This window comes from Syntrophotaleaceae bacterium (assembly GCA_041390365.1).
Taxonomy (GTDB): domain Bacteria; phylum Desulfobacterota; class Desulfuromonadia; order Desulfuromonadales; family Syntrophotaleaceae; genus JAWKQB01.
Genome location: JAWKQB010000002.1, coordinates 268,065 through 285,380, shown reverse-complemented (window position 1 = coordinate 285,380; position 17,316 = coordinate 268,065). Strand labels below are relative to the sequence as shown.

Sequence of the window (17,316 nt, the reverse complement as noted above, 5' to 3'; positions counted from 1 at the left end):
TGAATTGACCCCCGGAGGTCTTTTTTCCGGTACGAATTGAGTTGACCCCCTGTTAGCCATCAAGTATAAAAGTGACCGTTTGGCAAAAAGAAAGGGTTGACAACCTTAACTCTCTTTCCTGCTATAAAGGAGGACACCTTATGGATTTAATTGATCAGATCAAGGCCAAAGCCCGCAAGAATCTGCAGACAGTTGTCTTGCCCGAAGGCTATGACGACCGCATGATTGAGGCGGCCGGCCCTATCGCCAAGGATGGCCTGGCGAATGTCGTCCTGCTCGGCGATCCCGCCACCCTTCAGGCCAAAGCGGAAAAGCTCGGGGCTTCCCTCGAGGGCGTCGGCCTCGTCGATCCCAAAAATTCGCCCAAACTCGAGGAGTATATCGACGAACTGGTCGAGGTGCGGAAAAAGAAGGGACTCACCCGTGAAGAGGCCGGAAAACTTCTGACCGATGCCGACAACCTCTATTTCGGCGCCATGATGGTGCGCAAGGGGGACGCCGGGGGTGCGGTGGCCGGTGCGGCCAACACCACCGGCGATGTGCTCCGCGCCGCCTTTCAGGTCATCGGCCCGGCGCCCGGCATGAAAACCGTTTCCTCGGTCTTTCTCATGGTCACGGAGACTCCCCAGTACGGAGAAAACGGCGTCATGCTGTTTGCCGACTGTGCCGTGAATCCCAACCCCGATGCGCGTGCCCTGGCCGAAATCGCCGTTTCCACCGCCAGAAGCTGCAAGAGCTTTCTCGGTGTCGACGCCCGTGTGGCCATGCTCTCCTTCTCCACCAAAGGAAGCGCCAAACACCAGGATCCGGACAAGGTCATCGAAGCCCTCGCCATCGCCCGGGAGATGGATCCCAGCCTGCAGATCGACGGCGAACTCCAGGCCGACGCCGCCCTGGTCCCGAAGGTCGGCGAAAGCAAGGCCCCCGGCTCCACCGTGGCCGGCAAAGCCAACACCCTGATCTTTCCCGATCTCGACGCCGGCAACATCGGCTACAAGCTGGTTCAGCGTCTGGCCGGAGCCGAAGCTCTCGGACCCATCATCCAGGGCCTGGGCAAGCCAGTCAACGACCTGTCCCGCGGATGTTCGGTCGAAGACATCATCAACGTCACCGCCATCACCGCTGTGCAGGCGCAGGGCTGATCCGCCCCGCATAAGACATCCTGATCGGGTAGGAGGCGGGGTCACCCCCGCCGTCCTCCCACACCACCGTGCGTACGGTTCCGTACACGGCGGTTCACAAAGCACTCTGAAAGCGTCTGAGACTGTCTACCAAGCAGATCAGCCCCAGTTTATCGAAGAAGGATTTTCGAAACGCATCGTGCATGTGCGAGGCTCCTGCATTCCACCAGGGGCCTCGCCCGTTTTGAGCCGACCTCCATGCTCTGAGTTCCGACAATCCCCGCCGCATCAAATTCCTGGCCCGCGTAAAAGAGCGCTTCCACTGCCGCCACAGAATGCAGCGTAGTTTCCGCCTGACCCAGCTATCCAGTTCTTCGAAGATGCCTTTGACTTCCGCCAGCCGAAAGTAGGCGATCCATCCCCGCAGTTTCGGGGTGGACTCTTCGATGACCCGTTTGAGGCTGTGTCCCCTTCCCCGACGAAAGAGCTCTCTGAGGTTGGCCTTGAACCGTTTCACAGAGCCTTCAGCCACCTTGAGCCGCGGTTTCTTGTGAAAGGTCATCCTGTAACCCAGAAAGGTTCTCTCCCAGGGGCGGCCAACGGCGCTTTTGACGCGGTTGACCTTGAGTTTCAGCCGCTGTTCGAGAAACTGGATCAGCGAAGCCATGACCCGCTCCGCCGATTGCCGACTGCGCACGTAAATGTTGCAATCATCGGCATAACGGCAGAAGGCGTGGCCGCGCCTCTCCAGTTCCTTGTCGAACTCGTCAAGCAGGATGTTCGACAACAGCGGCGAGAGCGGGCCGCCTTGCGGCGTCCCTTCCACCCGTGGCGAGACGATCCCCCCTTCGAGCACTCCGGCCCTCAGGTATCTGCGGATCAGTCGCAGTACACGGGGGTCTTTGACCTTGCGGGCCACTCGTGCCATAAGCACGTCGTGTCCGACCCGGTCGAAGAACTTCTCCAGGTCGATATCGACCACCCACCGCCGCCCTTCGGCCACATGCCTGCGGGCTGCTTGTACCGCCTGGTGGGCGCTCCGTCCGGGCCGAAACCCGTAGGAGCTATCGGAGAATCCGGTATCGAACAGCCGCATCAGCTCCTGATGCAGCGCCTGCTGAATGAGCCGGTCCAGCACCGTGGGAATGCCGAGCATGCGCACCCCGCCGCCGGGCTTGGGTATCTCGACCTTCCGCACCGGTTGGGGCTGGTAGCTTCCGTTCAGCAGGTCCTCCTTGATGCGCGGCCATTCCTTGACCAGGTAGCCTTTCAGCTCACCCACCTGCATCCCGTCGATGCCGGGGGCTCCCTTGTTGCCAACCACCCGGTCGTAGGCCGCCATCATGTTGCCGCGACTGACAACCTCTTCCATCAGCCGCGTCTCCGCTTCCGTCCAGGACGGTTCCCGGCATGCCGTGACGTTTGACGCACCTGTGCCATACTCTTGCGACTTCCGGTCGCTACCCTCGGGCGCGGCCCCTGATATCTCAACCAGGGCTTCTGCTTCTTCGATCGTCATCGAAATTCGAGTCTCCTGAATGGCGCCTCGTGTTCGGCCCTTCACCGGGATGGTCAACCCCGGCTACTATGGCCTCTGCTGACTTCTGCCGACCCGTCCCGACGCCTCTCGACGCCGGTAGCACGAGGCAGATCGGCAGATCTCCCAGGGTAATGCGCGTGACCTTCCTCCCATATACCCGCCGCATCTACAGCCCCACCCTCCCGGATGGCTATGGGGCTTTGAAGATGTTGGCCTTCTCGCCCGGATGGAACTGCCTCGTATGCGATTTCTGTTCGTCGGGCCGGGAGTTTGCCTGCGGCTTCCTTCAGATCCCACCTCGCGGTGGACACCCTTGCCGTTCGGCTAGTGGTTCCCGCCATCAGGGTCCACAGGGGACTTACACCCCCAAGTCATCCGGTTATCACCACAACAACCGGAACAGCGCCAGTCAAGGCGCTACGCGCCATGCCTGGCGCACCAAACAAAAAAGGCCGACGCGCAAGCGCCGGCCTTTTTTGTTTCTATCCTGGGTAAATCAAAAAAGCATTCTTCCCGAAAATTATTTCCGTTCGTAGTCCTTGGACTTGAAGCTGTAGTCGAAGCTCATGTGATCGCTGTAGGTGTTCTCCAGAATGCCGACCACGTCTTCGGTGAAGACCAGCTCTTCGTCGGTGGGAATGACGAACACCTTGACCGGTGAATCGGGGGTGGAGATTTCCACCTCGGCCTTTTTGGTGCGGGTCTTGAGGTTCTTTTCCTTGTCCACTTTGACACCCAGAGGCTCCAGCCCCTCAAGGGCCGCCTGCCGGATTTCGCTGCCCATCTCGCCGACGCCGGCGGTGAAAACAATGGCGTCGACCCTGCCCAGCGCGGCCATGTAGGCGCCGATGTATTTCTTGATGCGATAGGCTTCGATGTCATGGGCCAGTTTGCAGCGCTTGTCGCCGGCGGCGATCCCTTCACCGATATCCCGACGGTCGGTGTACTTGCCGGTGATGCCCAGCAGGCCTGATTTTTTGTTCAGGATGTTGTCCATCTCCTTGGCGGAGCACCCTTCGAGCTGCATGATGAAGGTGGGGATGGCAGGATCGATATCGCCGCAGCGGGTTCCCATGACGGCGCCTTCGAGGGGGGTCAGACCCATGCTGGTATCGACGCAGACCCCGCCGCGGATGGCGGCATGTGAGGCGCCGTTGCCGATGTGCAGGGTGATGATGTTGCAATCCTTGGCATCCTTGCCCAGGAGCACGGCGGCCCGCTTGGAAACGTAGAGGTGTGAGGTGCCGTGAAAGCCGTAGCGGCGAACGCTGTGCTTTTCGTACCATTCGTAGGGCAGCGGATAGATATAGGCTTCCTGCGGCATGGTCTGGTGAAAGGCAGTGTCGAAAATGGCCACGTGGGGCACGTCGGGCAGCACTTTCTGGGCCGCTTCAATCCCCATGATATTGGGCGGATTGTGCAGAGGCGCCAGGTGTTGCACATCTTTGATGGCCTGCAGAACTTCATCGTCGATCATCACCGAGCTGGCGAATTTTTCCCCGCCGTGCACCACCCGGTGGCCTACCGCGGAGATCTCGCTCATGGTCTTGACTACACCGACTTCCGGATCGGTGAGGGTCTTGATGATCAGACCGATGGCGACGGTATGATCGGGGCAGTCATGATTGCATTTGTAATCCTGCCGACCGGGGACTTCATGGGAAATGAAGGATTCGCCGATACCGACCCTTTCGACGACGCCCTTGGCGACCACTTCCCTCCGGTCCCAGTTGTAAAGCTGATACTTGACGGATGAACTGCCGCAGTTTAGTGCAAGAATATCCATAACCCAACTTCCTCCTCTAATTTTTGAGCAGCCTTTTGAAAAACTGCCTAACCCTTGAACAATCAAACAGTTTTTGGTTTTCGTAAAACTCCCGGGCAGGGCACAAACGGTGAGATACTAAAGCATGGATCTGCTAATTGCAAGGAGATTGTTTCCCGCAAAATAAATACTACCTTTATCGGTGGACAAGGGAACATAAGGTAGTGTATATAGTCCCTGTTGGTTTCAAACTGCCATTTATCCAAAAGCAAAGGAGGTGAAACCCCATGGCTTATACCATTACCGAAGATTGCATCAACTGTGGTGCATGCGAAGACACCTGTCCTCTCGGCGCCATCTCCGAGGGTGATGACATTTTTGTTATCGATGCCGACGACTGCACCAGCTGCGGCGCCTGTCTGGACGCCTGCCCGGTTGAGGCTATCAAACCCGGCTAAAAAAAGGCGGGAGCGCTCCCGTAGGGGCGCTCCCATCTTTTTTGCTGCCGACCCGACCCCTGCTCCAATACAAGCCCTTGATGAGCAAAAGCGAGGAGTAACCTATGTGGCCAGGGACCACCGAACTGCTTTTGATACTGGCGGTTATCCTGCTGATCTTCGGCGGGCGCAAAATCCCTGAATTCGGCGCCTCACTGGGCAAGGGTATCCGCAACTTTCAAAGATCTTTGAGAGGCCAGGACGAAATCGACATAACTCCCAGCGAATCCGAGAAAGAGCAGGACAATAAAAAACAATCCTGATTGCGATAGCGGCCCGGCGCCAGCCGTGGCTTTTTCTTTTTTACCTCGCCTACTTTACAACCGGTCTGGAATCAAGTACTTCCACCCCGAATTCCGCCACATCCTCGGGAACCCCTTTGAAAACAATGACAAAAGGAACACTTTTGTTCGGCTCGATGTTGATATTGGAAAGCACCTCGCCGAACTGATTGTTCATTCTTTCCCCTATCCGATCGAAAGGCAGAGAGCGTAATTCGGACCGGCTGAAGGGATTGCCGCAATAGGCCGTTTGACGGGCGACAACGGCTCCGCCTTTGTCGAAGACAACCCCGGCCACCCTGATTTCGGCGCGGGCCTCGGAACCCTGGTTCACGACCTCTCCCGTCACGACAAAAAGATTGCCCTCCCGGGAATTCAATACATGATACCCGCTGAGTTCTGAGGGTCGTAGGTCCACCGGAGGAGGGAGGCCTTTCTGCTGGCTTTTCCAGGGCTGCAGATAATCGGGCAGCAGGCCCTGCCGGTAAAGCAGAAAACCTCCGGCGGCCAGCACTGCCAGCAGCAGCAGAAACAGCAGGGGGCCCAGCGACGATCTTTTTTTTCGTGCGCCCTGGGGCAAGGAATCGGGAACGGACGGAATGTGGGAAAGCTTGATTTCCTGTTGAAATTCCCCGTCCAGCGGCAAAGGATCCTCCTCCTTGGCCAGGGTCAGGGGAGGCAGAGATTCCCGGCCCGCTCCGGTCGATGTAGCAGGAGAATGATTGTCCTGAAATTTCGCCTGCTCGCCCTCCTGGGCTCCATCCAGGCTGAAACCACCCTTTATTGCGGGAATAAAATCGGAGTCCTGCTCCAACAAAGGGGATTCCGGCGCCGGTTCTCCATTGAGAAAAAATTCCCCGCCTTCCTCCCCCTGCGCAAAAAATTCAGCGGCGTCGAAGCTTTGGCCGAAAAAATCGATCGGCTCCTTGTCGGAACCCGGGAGCGGCGGATCCTGTTCCTGCTTGAAGAATTCCGCCCAACTGTCCCCGGAACCCTTGTCGGTCATCAAAGCGGAGCCCGCCTTGCCGGCCTCTCCGGGGGGTGTGATGAAGAATATGCTTTTGCACTTGGTGCACCGCACCTTGGTCCCACCGGTTTTGGTTTTTTCCGGGGGCAGCTTGAAACGTGACTGGCATTGCGGACACTGAATGATCATGCCAACCCTCTTGCAGAGGCGGCCTGGTTTTCCTGAAGCAGATAGATGTCCGCCAGGGACCGGTATCGCTCCTGGTAGTCAAGACCATACCCGACCACAAACCCGCTCTCCAGGGCCATCCCCACATAGTCGGCGGCGAAAGGTATCTTCCGATTGCCTGTCTTGTCCAGCAGAACGCAGGTTTTCAAGGTTTTCGGCCGACGTCCCTGAAGATGGTGGTACAGAAATTGAAGAGAAAATCCGGTATCCAGGATATCGTCGATGATGATGACGTTGCGCCCCTGAACCGTCGTCTCCAGGTCCTGACGCAACTCGACGATGCCGGAGGATTGAGTACCGGAACCGTAACTAGCCACGCGGACGAAATCAACACTCGAGGCCACCGTGAGACGCCGGACCAGATCCGAAAAAAAAAGGAAAGCGCCCTTGAGTACACCGACGCACAGAATGTCCTCACCGGCGAAATCCCGGCTGATTTCCTCTCCCAAACGGCGGACGTGAGCAGCGATGGTTTTTTGGGAATAAAGCTTTTTCAGAACGGGTTCCGACATGAATTCCTGAAATGCAAAAGGTTTTGAAAAGAGATTCTATAGCAAATTGCCCAACCGGGTGTCAAATGATTCGACCGATGGAGGCCGGTCAGTTCTGGCCAAAAAGGACTTTTCTGTGTTATATACCTCCTCAGAACGTCCCCCTCCACCTTTTGCCGGCGATGACAGGTCGAAGCCCGATCATCTTCGGTTAGCCCCAATCAAATGCGAGAGGATCATGAAAATTATTGCCCTTTCACTTCTGCTGCTGTTTGCGCCCGCCTCACCCTGGGCGGGAGGTCCTTCCATTTCTCCGGAAAAGCCCGTATTCCATTTCGGCCAGATTGCCGAAGGGAGCAGGCTGGAGCATACCTTCCGGTTCAAAAACAGTGGTGATTCGACGCTGATCATCAACAAGGTCCGCAGTTCCTGCGGGTGTACCGCGGCCCTGCTTTCCTCGGACAGCATCCCCCCAGGGGGATTCGGCGAAGTGAAAACCGTCTTCGATTCCAACGGCTTTTCCGGTTCGGTGGTCAAAACCATTTTTCTGCATACCAATGACCCACTGCAAAAAACAGTCCGCTTCCAACTGCAGGGCCAGGTTCAGAAAGAGATCGAAGTCCTGCCTTCACGGCTGCAGTTCTCGAATTTGGACAAAAAGACCCCCAGCAGAGCGAAGGTTGTCCTGACCAACAAGGGGAGCAATACCCTGTTTCTTTCCGATTTGAAAACCACTAGCAGGCAACTGGTCGCGGAACTGTCCCAGGAAAAGCTGGGGCCGGAGGAGACGGTGGAGATTGAGATTACCCTTACACCAGAAGAGGACAAAGCCCGCTTTGCCGGATACATCACCCTTAAAACCAGTAGTCCGCGTACTCCCATGCTGCGAATTCCCGTAACCGGACACAGGGTGGAATAAACAAAGAGCTGTCCCCGCTGCACCCGCCATCCACCTCCGAGGACAATTTCTGTCATGGAGCTCAGGCCTTTACCGATTTCTTCATGCGCTGCGTAGGCGTCGCGGAAAAGCTCCCATCGGGTTTTCGCTGACCTGTGGTCCAGCAGGAAGTGTTGCAAAATCGCGGCGATATGATTTAATTAGCAGGCGTATCTGCCGCCAGTCTTGAGGACCTCATTCCCTCGGAATTTTCAATGTTGCCAGCGATCCAGGAAAACATTCTGCTGTTGAAAGGTTTTCAGGCAGCCACGCAGATTCTCCTCAGCCTGCTGCTCTGCTATTTGATGGGTGAGGCATTTTTCAGGCTGCCTGTGGCCTTTCGAGCCCGGCCGAATTCCACCAAGAAAACCCCGGCGACCCTGAACAACCACGGGCCGAGGATTCTCTCCGGGTGGCGGACCGGGCTGTTTCTGGTTCTTTGCCTCTCCTTCAATCTGCTGGCCCTTAAAATCGCCTACCGTGCCACCGTTCTTTACAGCTCCTTCTGGGTTACCCTGACCCTTGCCTTTTCCATCGGCCTTGTCCTGCTCCTGTGGGCACGGCAGTACACCTTTGAGCAGGATTTCATAACCGGTTTTTTCTTTTTGCTCGGCCTGGAGGGGGAGGTGTTGCTGTTCGGAGTGGTCTTTTTGCTGCTCAACGCCGAAAGTCTGCTCCTTATCCCTGAAGCGTGGCCCTTTATCCCTGCCCGACCGGCCCTGTTTGCCTCATGGCACGGCCTCGTCCGCTTTCTGGAATTCGGGCTGCTGGCTTTGTTGATGGCTACGGCCGGAAGATTGCGCGCCGGGGCCGGCTATTTTCCCCATCGGGCTCATCCTCTGATTCTTGTTGCCGTCCTGCTGCTGCCTTTCTGTCTGTTTCTGGAACTCGCCCTGATTCCAGGCCTGGCCTTCTCGGCGTCCCATTTCATTCTTGGCGGCCTGTTTCTGGCGTCTACCGCTGCCGCAGCTGTTCTGCTGTCAACCGCCTGTTTCGGTTCGAACAAAAATGTCGGTACCCCTCTGATTGTCACCCTCTGTCTGTTGATCACTTTTTGGGTCCTCAACAACTCTGTTGCCCGGGAAAGGGCTTTGGAACCCGTCGTTTTGGCCGGACTGGCCAGAACCGAAGCGCTCGCTCTCGGGGGAGAAAGGGAAAAAGCTCCCGTTCCCGAAATGGAACCGGCTGCGCCCTCCCCCGGCATTCAGGAAGGGGAGGCTCTTTTTTCCCAAAAATGCACTGTCTGTCACCGCTACGACCAGCGACTTGTCGGGCCACCCCTCAATGCGGTTCTGCCGAAATACCGAAACCAGAGCGAGAACCTGCAGGCCTATCTGAAGGATCCGGTCAAAATCGATCCCGACTATCCGGCTATGCCCGATCTGAATCTGACAGATCAGGAAACGGCGGCTCTGGCGGAGTTTCTGTTATCCAAAATCGAAAACCCCGAGCAAGGCACTGACAATCCATGATGAGACGGGTTTTTTTCATCGCGCTGTCGGCATTTTTCATTTTCTGCCTTCTGGCCATTACCGCATGGGCTCTTTTAAGGAGTCGTGTACAGGAGAAGCCGGAGCAGCCCGTGGCGTTTCCCCACACCGTTCACGCCGGCCGCCTCGGTCTGGCCTGCGACTTCTGCCATGAGTCGGTCGCGGTCAGTCGCCATGCAGGCGTCCCGCCCCTTTCCAAATGCATGTCCTGCCATGAAACAATTGCTACCGATCAGCCGGAAATAATAAAGCTCAAACAATATTATGAGCGCAAGGAAGCCATTCACTGGGTCAGAATTCACGCCTTGCCCGATTTTATCTATTTTACCCACAAGCGGCATGTCAAGGCCGGTGTCTCCTGTGCTGCGTGCCACGGCGGAGTCGAGCAGATGGTCGAGATTCAGCAGGTGCGGTCGTTGAAAATGGGCTGGTGCGTGACCTGCCACCGTACCCAGGGTGCCCCCTGGGATTGCAGCACCTGCCATCAATAAGGCACTCCCGGAAGCCCTTTAGGGTTCTCGGCTTAAATCAGATGGTCTCGCAAAAAGTCATTCCCGAGGTTGTTTTGATCGGGAATCCAGCCAGTAAGTCCTTGAAATCATGGATGCCCGATTGACCCACTCGGGCATGACGAATCTGATTTGCGAGTGCTAAAACAAGGAGGTTTTTCATTCCATGGATCGTCGGGAATTTCTGCAAATACTCGGACTGGTTTCCGGCGCCACGCTGCTCTCTTCCTGCGGCTCCGATACGGGGCAGAAGGAGCTGATTTCCTACCTGGTCCCGGTCGAGGAGGGTATCATCCCGGGAGTTGGCATCTGGCGCCCATCGACCTGCACCGAGTGCCCGGCCCATTGCGGCATCCAGGCCCGGCTGCGGGAAGGGCGGCCGGTCAAGCTGGAAGGTATTCCCGAACACCCGGTCAGCCGCGGCGGCCTTTGCATGCGGGGCCAGGCTTCCCTATGGCGCCTGTACCATCCGGAGCGCATCAGGACACCCCTGCAGAAAAACGCCGAGGGCCGACTGGAGCCGATTTCCTGGTCCCAGGCCCTGGAGAGAATCGTCTCCGCCCTGCGGAACGGTCAGGACCAGGGGCGGCATAATTATTTCCTCTCCGGACGCACTACCGGGTCACTTGCGGATCTTATCGAGCAGAGTTGCCCTGCCCTGCTGCTCGAGCGGCTGCCGGAGTTCGAGCCCTTTTCCCATGCCGGGATCCGACAAGGCTACCAGGTGCTGTTCGACCGGAAGGATGTACCCTATTTCCGAATCGAGCAGGCCGATCTGCTGGTGACCGTAGGCGCCGACATCCTGGAAACCTTCATCAGCCCGGTCGATTTCGCCGCTCAACTTACCCTTGCCCGGGAACGGGACAACTTCCGCTGGATACACCTCGAACCGCACCTGTCCCTGACCGGGGCCAATGCCTCGCTGCGCCTTTCGGCAAAACCAGGAGCCGAACCGCACCTGCTGTCCTGGCTCTTGCAGACACTCGCGGCCGACAACCGGTTCGGCAAGCGTTGGCCGGCCGCCCTGAACGGCATCCTGCCTGAGCAGACCACCGAAGCGACCGCTGCCGCCACCGGCCTGAGTGCTGCACAACTGGAAGACCTGGTTAATAGCATCGTCCGTGCCGAAAAACCTCTGCTGATCGTCGGCGGAGTCGCAACAGCCCACGGCGGCGGAAATGCCACGGCTCTCCTGGGAGCTTTGATCCAATGGCTTATTTCCTCCCCCTGGGGCGGAATCGACTTCACCTCGGCAGCCAACTTTGCCTCGGTGGGCAGTCTGCTCGACATAAAAGATCTGATCAATCACCTGGCAGCCGATGAAGTCGGTGTTTTCATGGTCACCCGCTGCAATCCTGTCTTCCACACCCCCAGGGGTCTCGACCTGCCCCAGGCGTTTGAAAAGGCACAGCTCAGGGTTGGCTTTGCCGACATCCCCGACGAAACCACCGCTCTGATGGACCTGGTCCTGCCCCTTTCTCACAGCCTCGAAACCTGGGGAGATATCGAGCCGCGCAAAGGCGTCCATTCTCTGCTGCAGCCGATGCTCACCCCTCTGGACCAGACCCTCCCCGAGGGGGAAATCCTGCTTCGCCTGCGCGGTCAATTGAACGGCCAACCCGCTGCCGATTGGCAGGCTTATCTGAAAAACCGGTGGCAAAGAGAATTCGACCGTAACCAACTCCAGCAACTGCTCGAAAAAGGATATTTTTCCACCGAAGCCAAAGAAAGAACCACGGCAATGGAACCGGCTCGGACCGCCGAAATCCTGCGGCAGCTTCAATGGCCGGCGCCTTTGCCAAAACCGGTCGCGGTTCTCACCCACTCGATCCGGACTTTTGACGGGCGCAGCCGGCCATTGCCCCTGCTCCACGAGGTTCCAGACCCGCTGACCACCATCTCCTATGGCAACTGGGTGAGCGTTGGCCCGGAAACCGCAGTGCGGTACGACCTGAAAGACAGCCTGGAGCTGCAACTCAACAGCGCTGCCGGGGAAATCATCCGGCCGGTACAAGTTCAGCCCGGGCTCCCCGCCGAGGTGCTGACCTTGCCTCTGGACAGCGTGAGCCCTTCGGCGGTCGCCTTCGACCCGCAATCAGGTGAGGCCATAAGATATCTGGATAGCCTGCAATTGCGCCGCACCGGCACCCTGCGGCCTCTGCCGATTCTATCGGGCTCCTTTTCGCAGCACGGAAGAGGAATCATACCCAGACCCATTCATCGGAAAAAGGAAGAGAGCCATAAGCGCTATTCCCTCTACCCTGAGCCGTCCTACGAGGAGTATCGCTGGACGATGGTCATCGACCTGAAACGGTGCATCGGGTGCGGGGCCTGTGCCGCAGCCTGTTATATGGAAAACAACGTGCCGCTGGTGGGCCCCGAAGAACACCTCAAGGGGCGGGAGATGTCCTGGCTGCGGATCGAGCCCTTTTACGACGAAGACGGGCGGGTGGAATTCATCCCGATGCTCTGTCAGCACTGCACCTTCGCCCCCTGCGAGCCGGTTTGTCCGGTGTATGCCGCCTATCACAATCCTGAAGGCCTGAATATCCAGGTCTACAGCCGCTGCGTGGGAACGCGCTACTGCAGCAACAACTGCCCCTACAAGGTGCGGCGTTTCAACTGGTGGGATCCCAAATGGCCCGCACCGGCAAACCGGATGCTCAATCCCGATGTGACCATGCGCAGCAAGGGGATGATGGAAAAGTGCACCTTCTGCATTCAGCGGCTCCGGGCAGCCCTGGACCACGCCAAGGATGAAAAGCGTCCGGTGCGGGATGGCGAAGCGACACCGGCCTGTGCCCAGAGTTGCCCGACCAGCGCCATTGTCTTCGGCAACATGCTCGACAAAAACAGCCGTGTGAACAGCCTGATCGGAGACCAGAGGGCCTACCGGGTGTTCTCGCAGCTAGGGACGGAGCCGGCCGTCTACTACCTGCGCCCGGGACAAGGAACGAAGCCGGAGCCGACCAAAATCTGAACGGATTTAACAGCGGATGTCTGCGATGAACGATTCGAGCACCCCTGCTCTTGAAGTGGAAAAGGATGTTTTGGCGGCCATGAGCCGTCCCAGCTTCCTCTATCTGGCGGCCCTCGGCCTGAGCGCCCTGCTTTTCGGCGGAGGACTGCTGCTGTGGGGCCGTCAGATCGCCCTCGGCATGGGTGTAGCCGGGATCAACAATCCCGTCGGTTGGGGAGTCTACATCGCCAACTTTGTCTTCTGGGTGGGAATCGCCCACAGCGGAACGCTGATTTCAGCGGTCCTGTTTATTTTCCGGGCCCGGTTCCGCACCAGCTTCAACCGCACGGCCGAGGCGATGACCATCTTTGCCCTGATGGTTGCCGGACTGTTTCCCCTCATCCATCTCGGACGGGTCTGGCGCTTCTACTACCTGCTCCCCTATCCCAACCAGCGCCAGCTCTGGGTCAATTTCCGCTCGCCGCTGGTCTGGGACGTGTTCGCCGTCTCCACCTACATGCTTGTCAGCCTGATCTTTTTTTATGTCGGCATCATCCCCGACCTGGCCGTCACCGCCCGGCGCAAAGGGGGATTCGTCGGCTCCATCTACCGCGTGCTGTCCCTCGGCTGGACGGGCGAAGCCCGTCAATGGCATCAATATGCCAAGCTTAGCCTCTTCCTGGCGGCCTTCGCCACCCCGCTGGTGGCTTCGGTGCACTCCATCGTCTCCTGGGATTTCGCCGTCAGCATCGTCCCCGGCTGGCACACCACCATTTTTGCGCCCTATTTCGTGGCCGGAGCCATTTTTTCCGGCACCGCCATGGTGCTCACCCTGGTCATTCCGATGCGGCGACTGCTGAAATTGGAACGCTACATCCCCGTCGACCACATCGAGGCAATCGCCAAGATTCTGCTGCTGACATCCCTGATCGTCACCTTCGCCTATATTGTCGAGCAGGGACTGGCCTACTACCACGGCAACCCGTTCGAAATGGAGCAGTTCACGTTCCGGGCCCTGGGTCACTACCGGGTCCTGTTCTGGGCCATGGTGTTCTGCAATTCCCTGCTGCCCCTGACCCTGTTCATCGGCCGCCTGAGGCGCAATCTCGTCTTTCTCTTCGTGCTTTCGCTCTTTGTCAACGTGGGGATGTGGCTCGAGCGCTTCGTGATCGTGGTGGCCTCCCTGGCCCGGGATTTCGATCCCTACGCCTGGGGCAACTATACCCCGTCCCTGACGGAAATCGGCATCACCGCCGCCTCCTTCGGGCTGTTCTCTATGGTCTTTCTGCTGTTCGTCAAAACCCTGCCGGTGCTCTCCATCACCGAACTGAAGGAGCGTTGATATGGCCGTGCGGCTGGTTTTCAATCAAAAGGCCGAATTCATCGAAGAGCTCCGTTCGCTTCTCGCCAAAGGGATCGATCCCCAGAGGCTGCGCGTCCGCACCCCCTACCATGTTCACGAGGCGGAAGAGCTCCTTTTTGACCGACCCGGCAACCTGCGCTATTTCGCCCTGTTCGGCGCTTTGGGCGGCTTCGGCGGCGGTTTCGCCCTGGCGGCCCTGACCTCCCTGGACTGGCCGATCGTCACCGGCGGCAAACCGATCGTGTCGGTGCCGCCCTTTCTGCTCATCGGCTATCTCATGACCATTCTCTTCGGCTCTCTGATCTCCTTCGTCGGCTTCCTGCTGCTGACCCGGTTGCCCAACACCCGGGTGCTGGAAGAGAAGGACGAGTTCGAGGAACAGTTCGTCATCATCCTGCAGGACGAGGTGTCATCATGACCGAGGTCAAATTCGGCACGAACGGCATCTACATCCTGCTGCTGATCCTGACAGCCTTTATCGCCCTGTTCGAGTACGGCGGCTTTTTTGGCGACCGGGGGGCCCTGCTGCTCACCCTGGCCTTCTGGGCCGCCCTGATCCAGGGTGCCATCGCCGTGGCCGCCGTCACCCTCCTGGTCAGGGCGAAATGGATCGGTTCCCTGCGCAGGGAGCTGCTCTCCCTCTATCCCCTGCTGCTGCTGCTGGCAGTGCTCTTCGCCCTGCTCTGGCCGCAGATGGATCTCTACCCCTGGAGGGAGCACCCCACCGCCTGGCTCAACCGGAACTTTTTCATGCTTCGCAACCTGGCCGCTCTGCTGCTGACCTTTCTTGCCGGGCGCACCCTGGCCAGGCGATCGGCAACCCCAGCCGGCGCCTCCGACCGGCATGCCGTCATCTATCTGCTGCTGTTCGTGGTCAGCCAGAGCCTGGTCGGCTACGACTGGGTAATGTCGGCCGCCTATCCCTGGGTCAACACCCTGTTCGGCATGTACTTTTTTGCAGAATCTCTCTACGGGGGAATAGCGCTGGCGGGTATGCTGCTCGGGTTGTATCACCGGGCCCGCCTGGCGGAGTCGCCTCGGGAGACCCCGGTTCACGTGCGGGACGTCGGGCTTCTGCTGTTCGGCTTCAGCGTCCTCTGGGCCGGCCTGTTCTTCGCCCAGTACCTGCTGATCTGGTACGGAAACATTCCCGAAGAGGTCCACTTCATCGTCGAAAGGATTTCCGCATCCCCCTACCGCGAGCTCAGCTGGTTCTTCCTGCTGGCTCTGTTCGCGGCCCCTTTCACCACCCTTCTGGGTGCCGGCGGCAAGCGGGATATCCGTGTGGTGGCCCTGGTCTCGCTGGTCATTCTGGCCGGGCTGTTTGCCGAACGGATGCTTTTCCTGCTGCCGGTGGTACCACAGCACGGGGGTGGCATGGTGGTTTACAACCTGCTCCTGACCGCCGCGACCCTGGTCGTTCTGCAGAGCCGGGATGAAATCCTGCCTCCAGGCACAGCGTCCGTCTGAAAAAAGTACGGGCAGATTGCCGTTGCAATTTGCTCTGTAATGGGTTATATAAGCTGTTCCGTGCGCGGTTAGCTCAGTTGGATAGAGCGTTGGCCTCCGGAGCCAAAGGTCACAGGTTCGAATCCTGTACCGCGCGCCAAGAATTTAAGGGATTTCCGTTGGTTACAAAAACTTCGGAGATCCTTTTTCGTTTGCATGGAGTCACCTGTTCACCCCCCATCTCCTCCCCTCCAGAGAGAAATCACCCAAATCAAATTTCATTCCCTCTGAGTTTGCATTATCAATCCGGAATCTTCCTAGCAACAGTACTCCATTGGACACTTTTCAGCATGAAGATTGCATGAATCTCGTCAGAACCAGACTTGGGCGGGATTTTGACGGTTACCGTCACGCCTTCACCTTTTCAATAGGCCGTCGGGTGTCTCGAGAGGAGGTTTTCCATGCTATGTCCCAAGTGCGGATATGAGCAGGAGGATACTGAAATCTGTCAGGCTTGCGGACTGGTTTTCGCCAAACACGCAAAACGTCAGGAAATGCTTCAGAACATGGAGGTAAAGGCTCCTCCGGACAAAAAAAGTTCCACGGGAAAAACCTGGCTGCTGCTCGTGGTGACCCTGATTGTCGGTCTATCGGCCGGCAAGTGGTTCTGGACCAGTGGATTGGACAACCGGACTGAAAAAGAGCAGAAAATCCCCTTGGGAAGAGACCTCCCTCTCGAGTCTCCGGAAACCTTTGCGTCCCAAGCCGTCGACAAGGCATTGGCGCCCTTGAACACCCCGCCGGAGACGGGAACCCTCCAAACCGTCGCATCTCCCCTCGCCCAGGCCCGTGCCGCCACCGTTCATATCAAGACGCCCTGGGGCAGCGGATCCGGTTTTCTTGTCGATGAATGGGGGCATGTCGTGACCAATCGCCATGTGGTGGATTTCGATCATGACCGGCTGACCGAGCTGCGGGAAAGGATCGGCAAGTTGGAATCGGCGCTGAAAATCGAAAAGAAAAACCTGTCCCGCATGGAAGATGAGGTGGCGAAGCTGGCCGATGCCGACAGACGCAGGCAGTACGAGCTGGTTCTCGAACACCGGAAAGCCGAGTTGAAAAAGTACCAGGATCTGTACGACCAGTTGGAGACGCAACGGCGCAACATCGCCTACTATTCGCCCGTCAATGATGTCAGGGTGGTAACGGCGGAAGGCGGGGAATACGGAATCAGCTCAGTTTCCCTCAGCGACAGATTCGATCTGGCCCTGCTGTCCCTGCAGGCCAGGCCGGCGGCAGCCTCCAGTCCCATGGTACCCAATTTTCAACGCCTGCGTCAGGGGGATAAGGTTTATACCATCGGCAGCCCTTACGGTCTGCAGCAGACGGTGACCAGCGGCATCGTTTCCGGCTACCGGCAACACCGGGAGGGCGTGGTGATCCAGACCGATGCTCCCATCAATCCGGGAAACAGCGGCGGCCCCCTGGTGGACCATGAGGGACGCGTCCTCGGCGTCAACACCATGATCCTTCAGGACACCCAGGGGATCGGATTCGCCATCGCCATCCAGCATGTCTGGGACGAATTCTCCTCCAGCATAAGCGACTGATCGGCCCTGAAAACATGATTTCCAAAACTGCCGAAGCCGCCGGACGGTCCTTTAAGCTTGACTCGAAGCGACACTTATTGGAAAAAGGGGGTCATCATTCATTGGAGGG

General features: G+C 58.1%; 15 protein-coding genes and 1 tRNA gene. 12 read left to right on the top strand and 4 right to left on the bottom strand.

Annotated elements, in window-relative coordinates:
• Positions 1 to 140 precede the first annotated feature (140 nt).
• Positions 141 to 1,142: a phosphate acetyltransferase gene (gene pta, locus R2940_08610; GenBank protein ID MEZ4599836.1), complete on the top strand. Its 1,002-nt coding sequence runs from the start codon at positions 141 to 143 to the stop codon at positions 1,140 to 1,142.
• Between the two features lie 94 nt (positions 1,143 to 1,236).
• On the opposite strand, the gene ltrA is transcribed toward pta, so the two are convergent.
• The gene (gene ltrA / locus R2940_08605) at positions 1,237 to 2,640 is read right to left on the bottom strand and encodes a group II intron reverse transcriptase/maturase (protein ID MEZ4599835.1); all 1,404 of its coding nucleotides are present in this window, start codon (positions 2,638 to 2,640) and stop codon (positions 1,237 to 1,239) included.
• A 541-nt stretch (positions 2,641 to 3,181) separates the two neighbouring features.
• On the bottom strand, positions 3,182 to 4,447 hold the full coding sequence (locus R2940_08600) for an acetate kinase (GenBank protein MEZ4599834.1): 1,266 nt from the start codon (positions 4,445 to 4,447) through the stop codon (positions 3,182 to 3,184).
• A gap of 266 nt (positions 4,448 to 4,713) precedes the next feature.
• Between R2940_08600 and R2940_08595 the strand changes: the two genes are divergently transcribed.
• Both R2940_08595 and tatA read left to right on the top strand, forming a co-directional pair.
• Complete coding sequence (locus R2940_08595) at positions 4,714 to 4,884, top strand: 4Fe-4S binding protein (GenBank protein MEZ4599833.1); 171 nt, start codon at positions 4,714 to 4,716, stop codon at positions 4,882 to 4,884.
• Between the two features lie 104 nt (positions 4,885 to 4,988).
• Positions 4,989 to 5,186, top strand: coding sequence for a twin-arginine translocase TatA/TatE family subunit (tatA, locus tag R2940_08590; GenBank protein ID MEZ4599832.1), 198 nt, complete (start codon positions 4,989 to 4,991; stop codon positions 5,184 to 5,186).
• A 49-nt stretch (positions 5,187 to 5,235) separates the two neighbouring features.
• On the opposite strand, the gene R2940_08585 is transcribed toward tatA, so the two are convergent.
• Together R2940_08585 and hpt are read right to left on the bottom strand one after the other, a co-directional pair.
• Positions 5,236 to 6,360 carry a DUF3426 domain-containing protein gene (locus R2940_08585; GenBank protein MEZ4599831.1) on the bottom strand — a complete coding sequence of 375 codons (1,125 nt, stop codon included), beginning with the start codon at positions 6,358 to 6,360 and terminating at the stop codon, positions 5,236 to 5,238.
• Positions 6,357 to 6,911 carry a hypoxanthine phosphoribosyltransferase gene (gene hpt / locus R2940_08580; GenBank protein MEZ4599830.1) on the bottom strand — a complete coding sequence of 185 codons (555 nt, stop codon included), beginning with the start codon at positions 6,909 to 6,911 and terminating at the stop codon, positions 6,357 to 6,359. The genes R2940_08585 and hpt overlap by 4 nt, the downstream gene beginning before the upstream one ends.
• 217 nt (positions 6,912 to 7,128) lie before the next feature.
• On the opposite strand from hpt, the gene R2940_08575 reads away from it, so the two are divergent.
• The 9 genes from R2940_08575 to R2940_08535 all read left to right on the top strand — a co-directional run bounded on the left by R2940_08575 (position 7,129) and on the right by R2940_08535 (position 17,207).
• Positions 7,129 to 7,809: a DUF1573 domain-containing protein gene (locus R2940_08575; protein MEZ4599829.1), complete on the top strand. Its 681-nt coding sequence runs from the start codon at positions 7,129 to 7,131 to the stop codon at positions 7,807 to 7,809.
• A 233-nt stretch (positions 7,810 to 8,042) separates the two neighbouring features.
• Positions 8,043 to 9,299, top strand: coding sequence for a cytochrome c (locus R2940_08570; protein MEZ4599828.1), 1,257 nt, complete (start codon positions 8,043 to 8,045; stop codon positions 9,297 to 9,299).
• The gene (locus tag R2940_08565) at positions 9,296 to 9,808 is read left to right on the top strand and encodes a cytochrome c3 family protein (protein ID MEZ4599827.1); all 513 of its coding nucleotides are present in this window, start codon (positions 9,296 to 9,298) and stop codon (positions 9,806 to 9,808) included. Before R2940_08570 ends, R2940_08565 begins: the two co-directional genes overlap by 4 nt.
• A gap of 184 nt (positions 9,809 to 9,992) precedes the next feature.
• A complete protein-coding gene (locus tag R2940_08560) occupies positions 9,993 to 12,806 on the top strand; it encodes a 4Fe-4S dicluster domain-containing protein (protein MEZ4599826.1) in 2,814 nt (937 codons plus the stop codon).
• A 25-nt stretch (positions 12,807 to 12,831) separates the two neighbouring features.
• Positions 12,832 to 14,127 carry an NrfD/PsrC family molybdoenzyme membrane anchor subunit gene (gene nrfD / locus R2940_08555; protein MEZ4599825.1) on the top strand — a complete coding sequence of 432 codons (1,296 nt, stop codon included), beginning with the start codon at positions 12,832 to 12,834 and terminating at the stop codon, positions 14,125 to 14,127.
• 1 nt (position 14,128) lies between these two features.
• Positions 14,129 to 14,566: a quinol:electron acceptor oxidoreductase subunit ActD gene (locus R2940_08550; protein ID MEZ4599824.1), complete on the top strand. Its 438-nt coding sequence runs from the start codon at positions 14,129 to 14,131 to the stop codon at positions 14,564 to 14,566.
• Complete coding sequence (locus R2940_08545) at positions 14,563 to 15,618, top strand: hypothetical protein (protein ID MEZ4599823.1); 1,056 nt, start codon at positions 14,563 to 14,565, stop codon at positions 15,616 to 15,618. Before R2940_08550 ends, R2940_08545 begins: the two co-directional genes overlap by 4 nt.
• A 62-nt stretch (positions 15,619 to 15,680) precedes the next feature.
• Positions 15,681 to 15,757 (top strand) — tRNA-Arg (locus R2940_08540).
• Between the two features lie 301 nt (positions 15,758 to 16,058).
• Entirely contained in the window at positions 16,059 to 17,207 is a 1,149-nt protein-coding gene (locus R2940_08535; protein ID MEZ4599822.1) for a trypsin-like peptidase domain-containing protein, read from the top strand.
• Positions 17,208 to 17,316 lie beyond the last annotated feature (109 nt).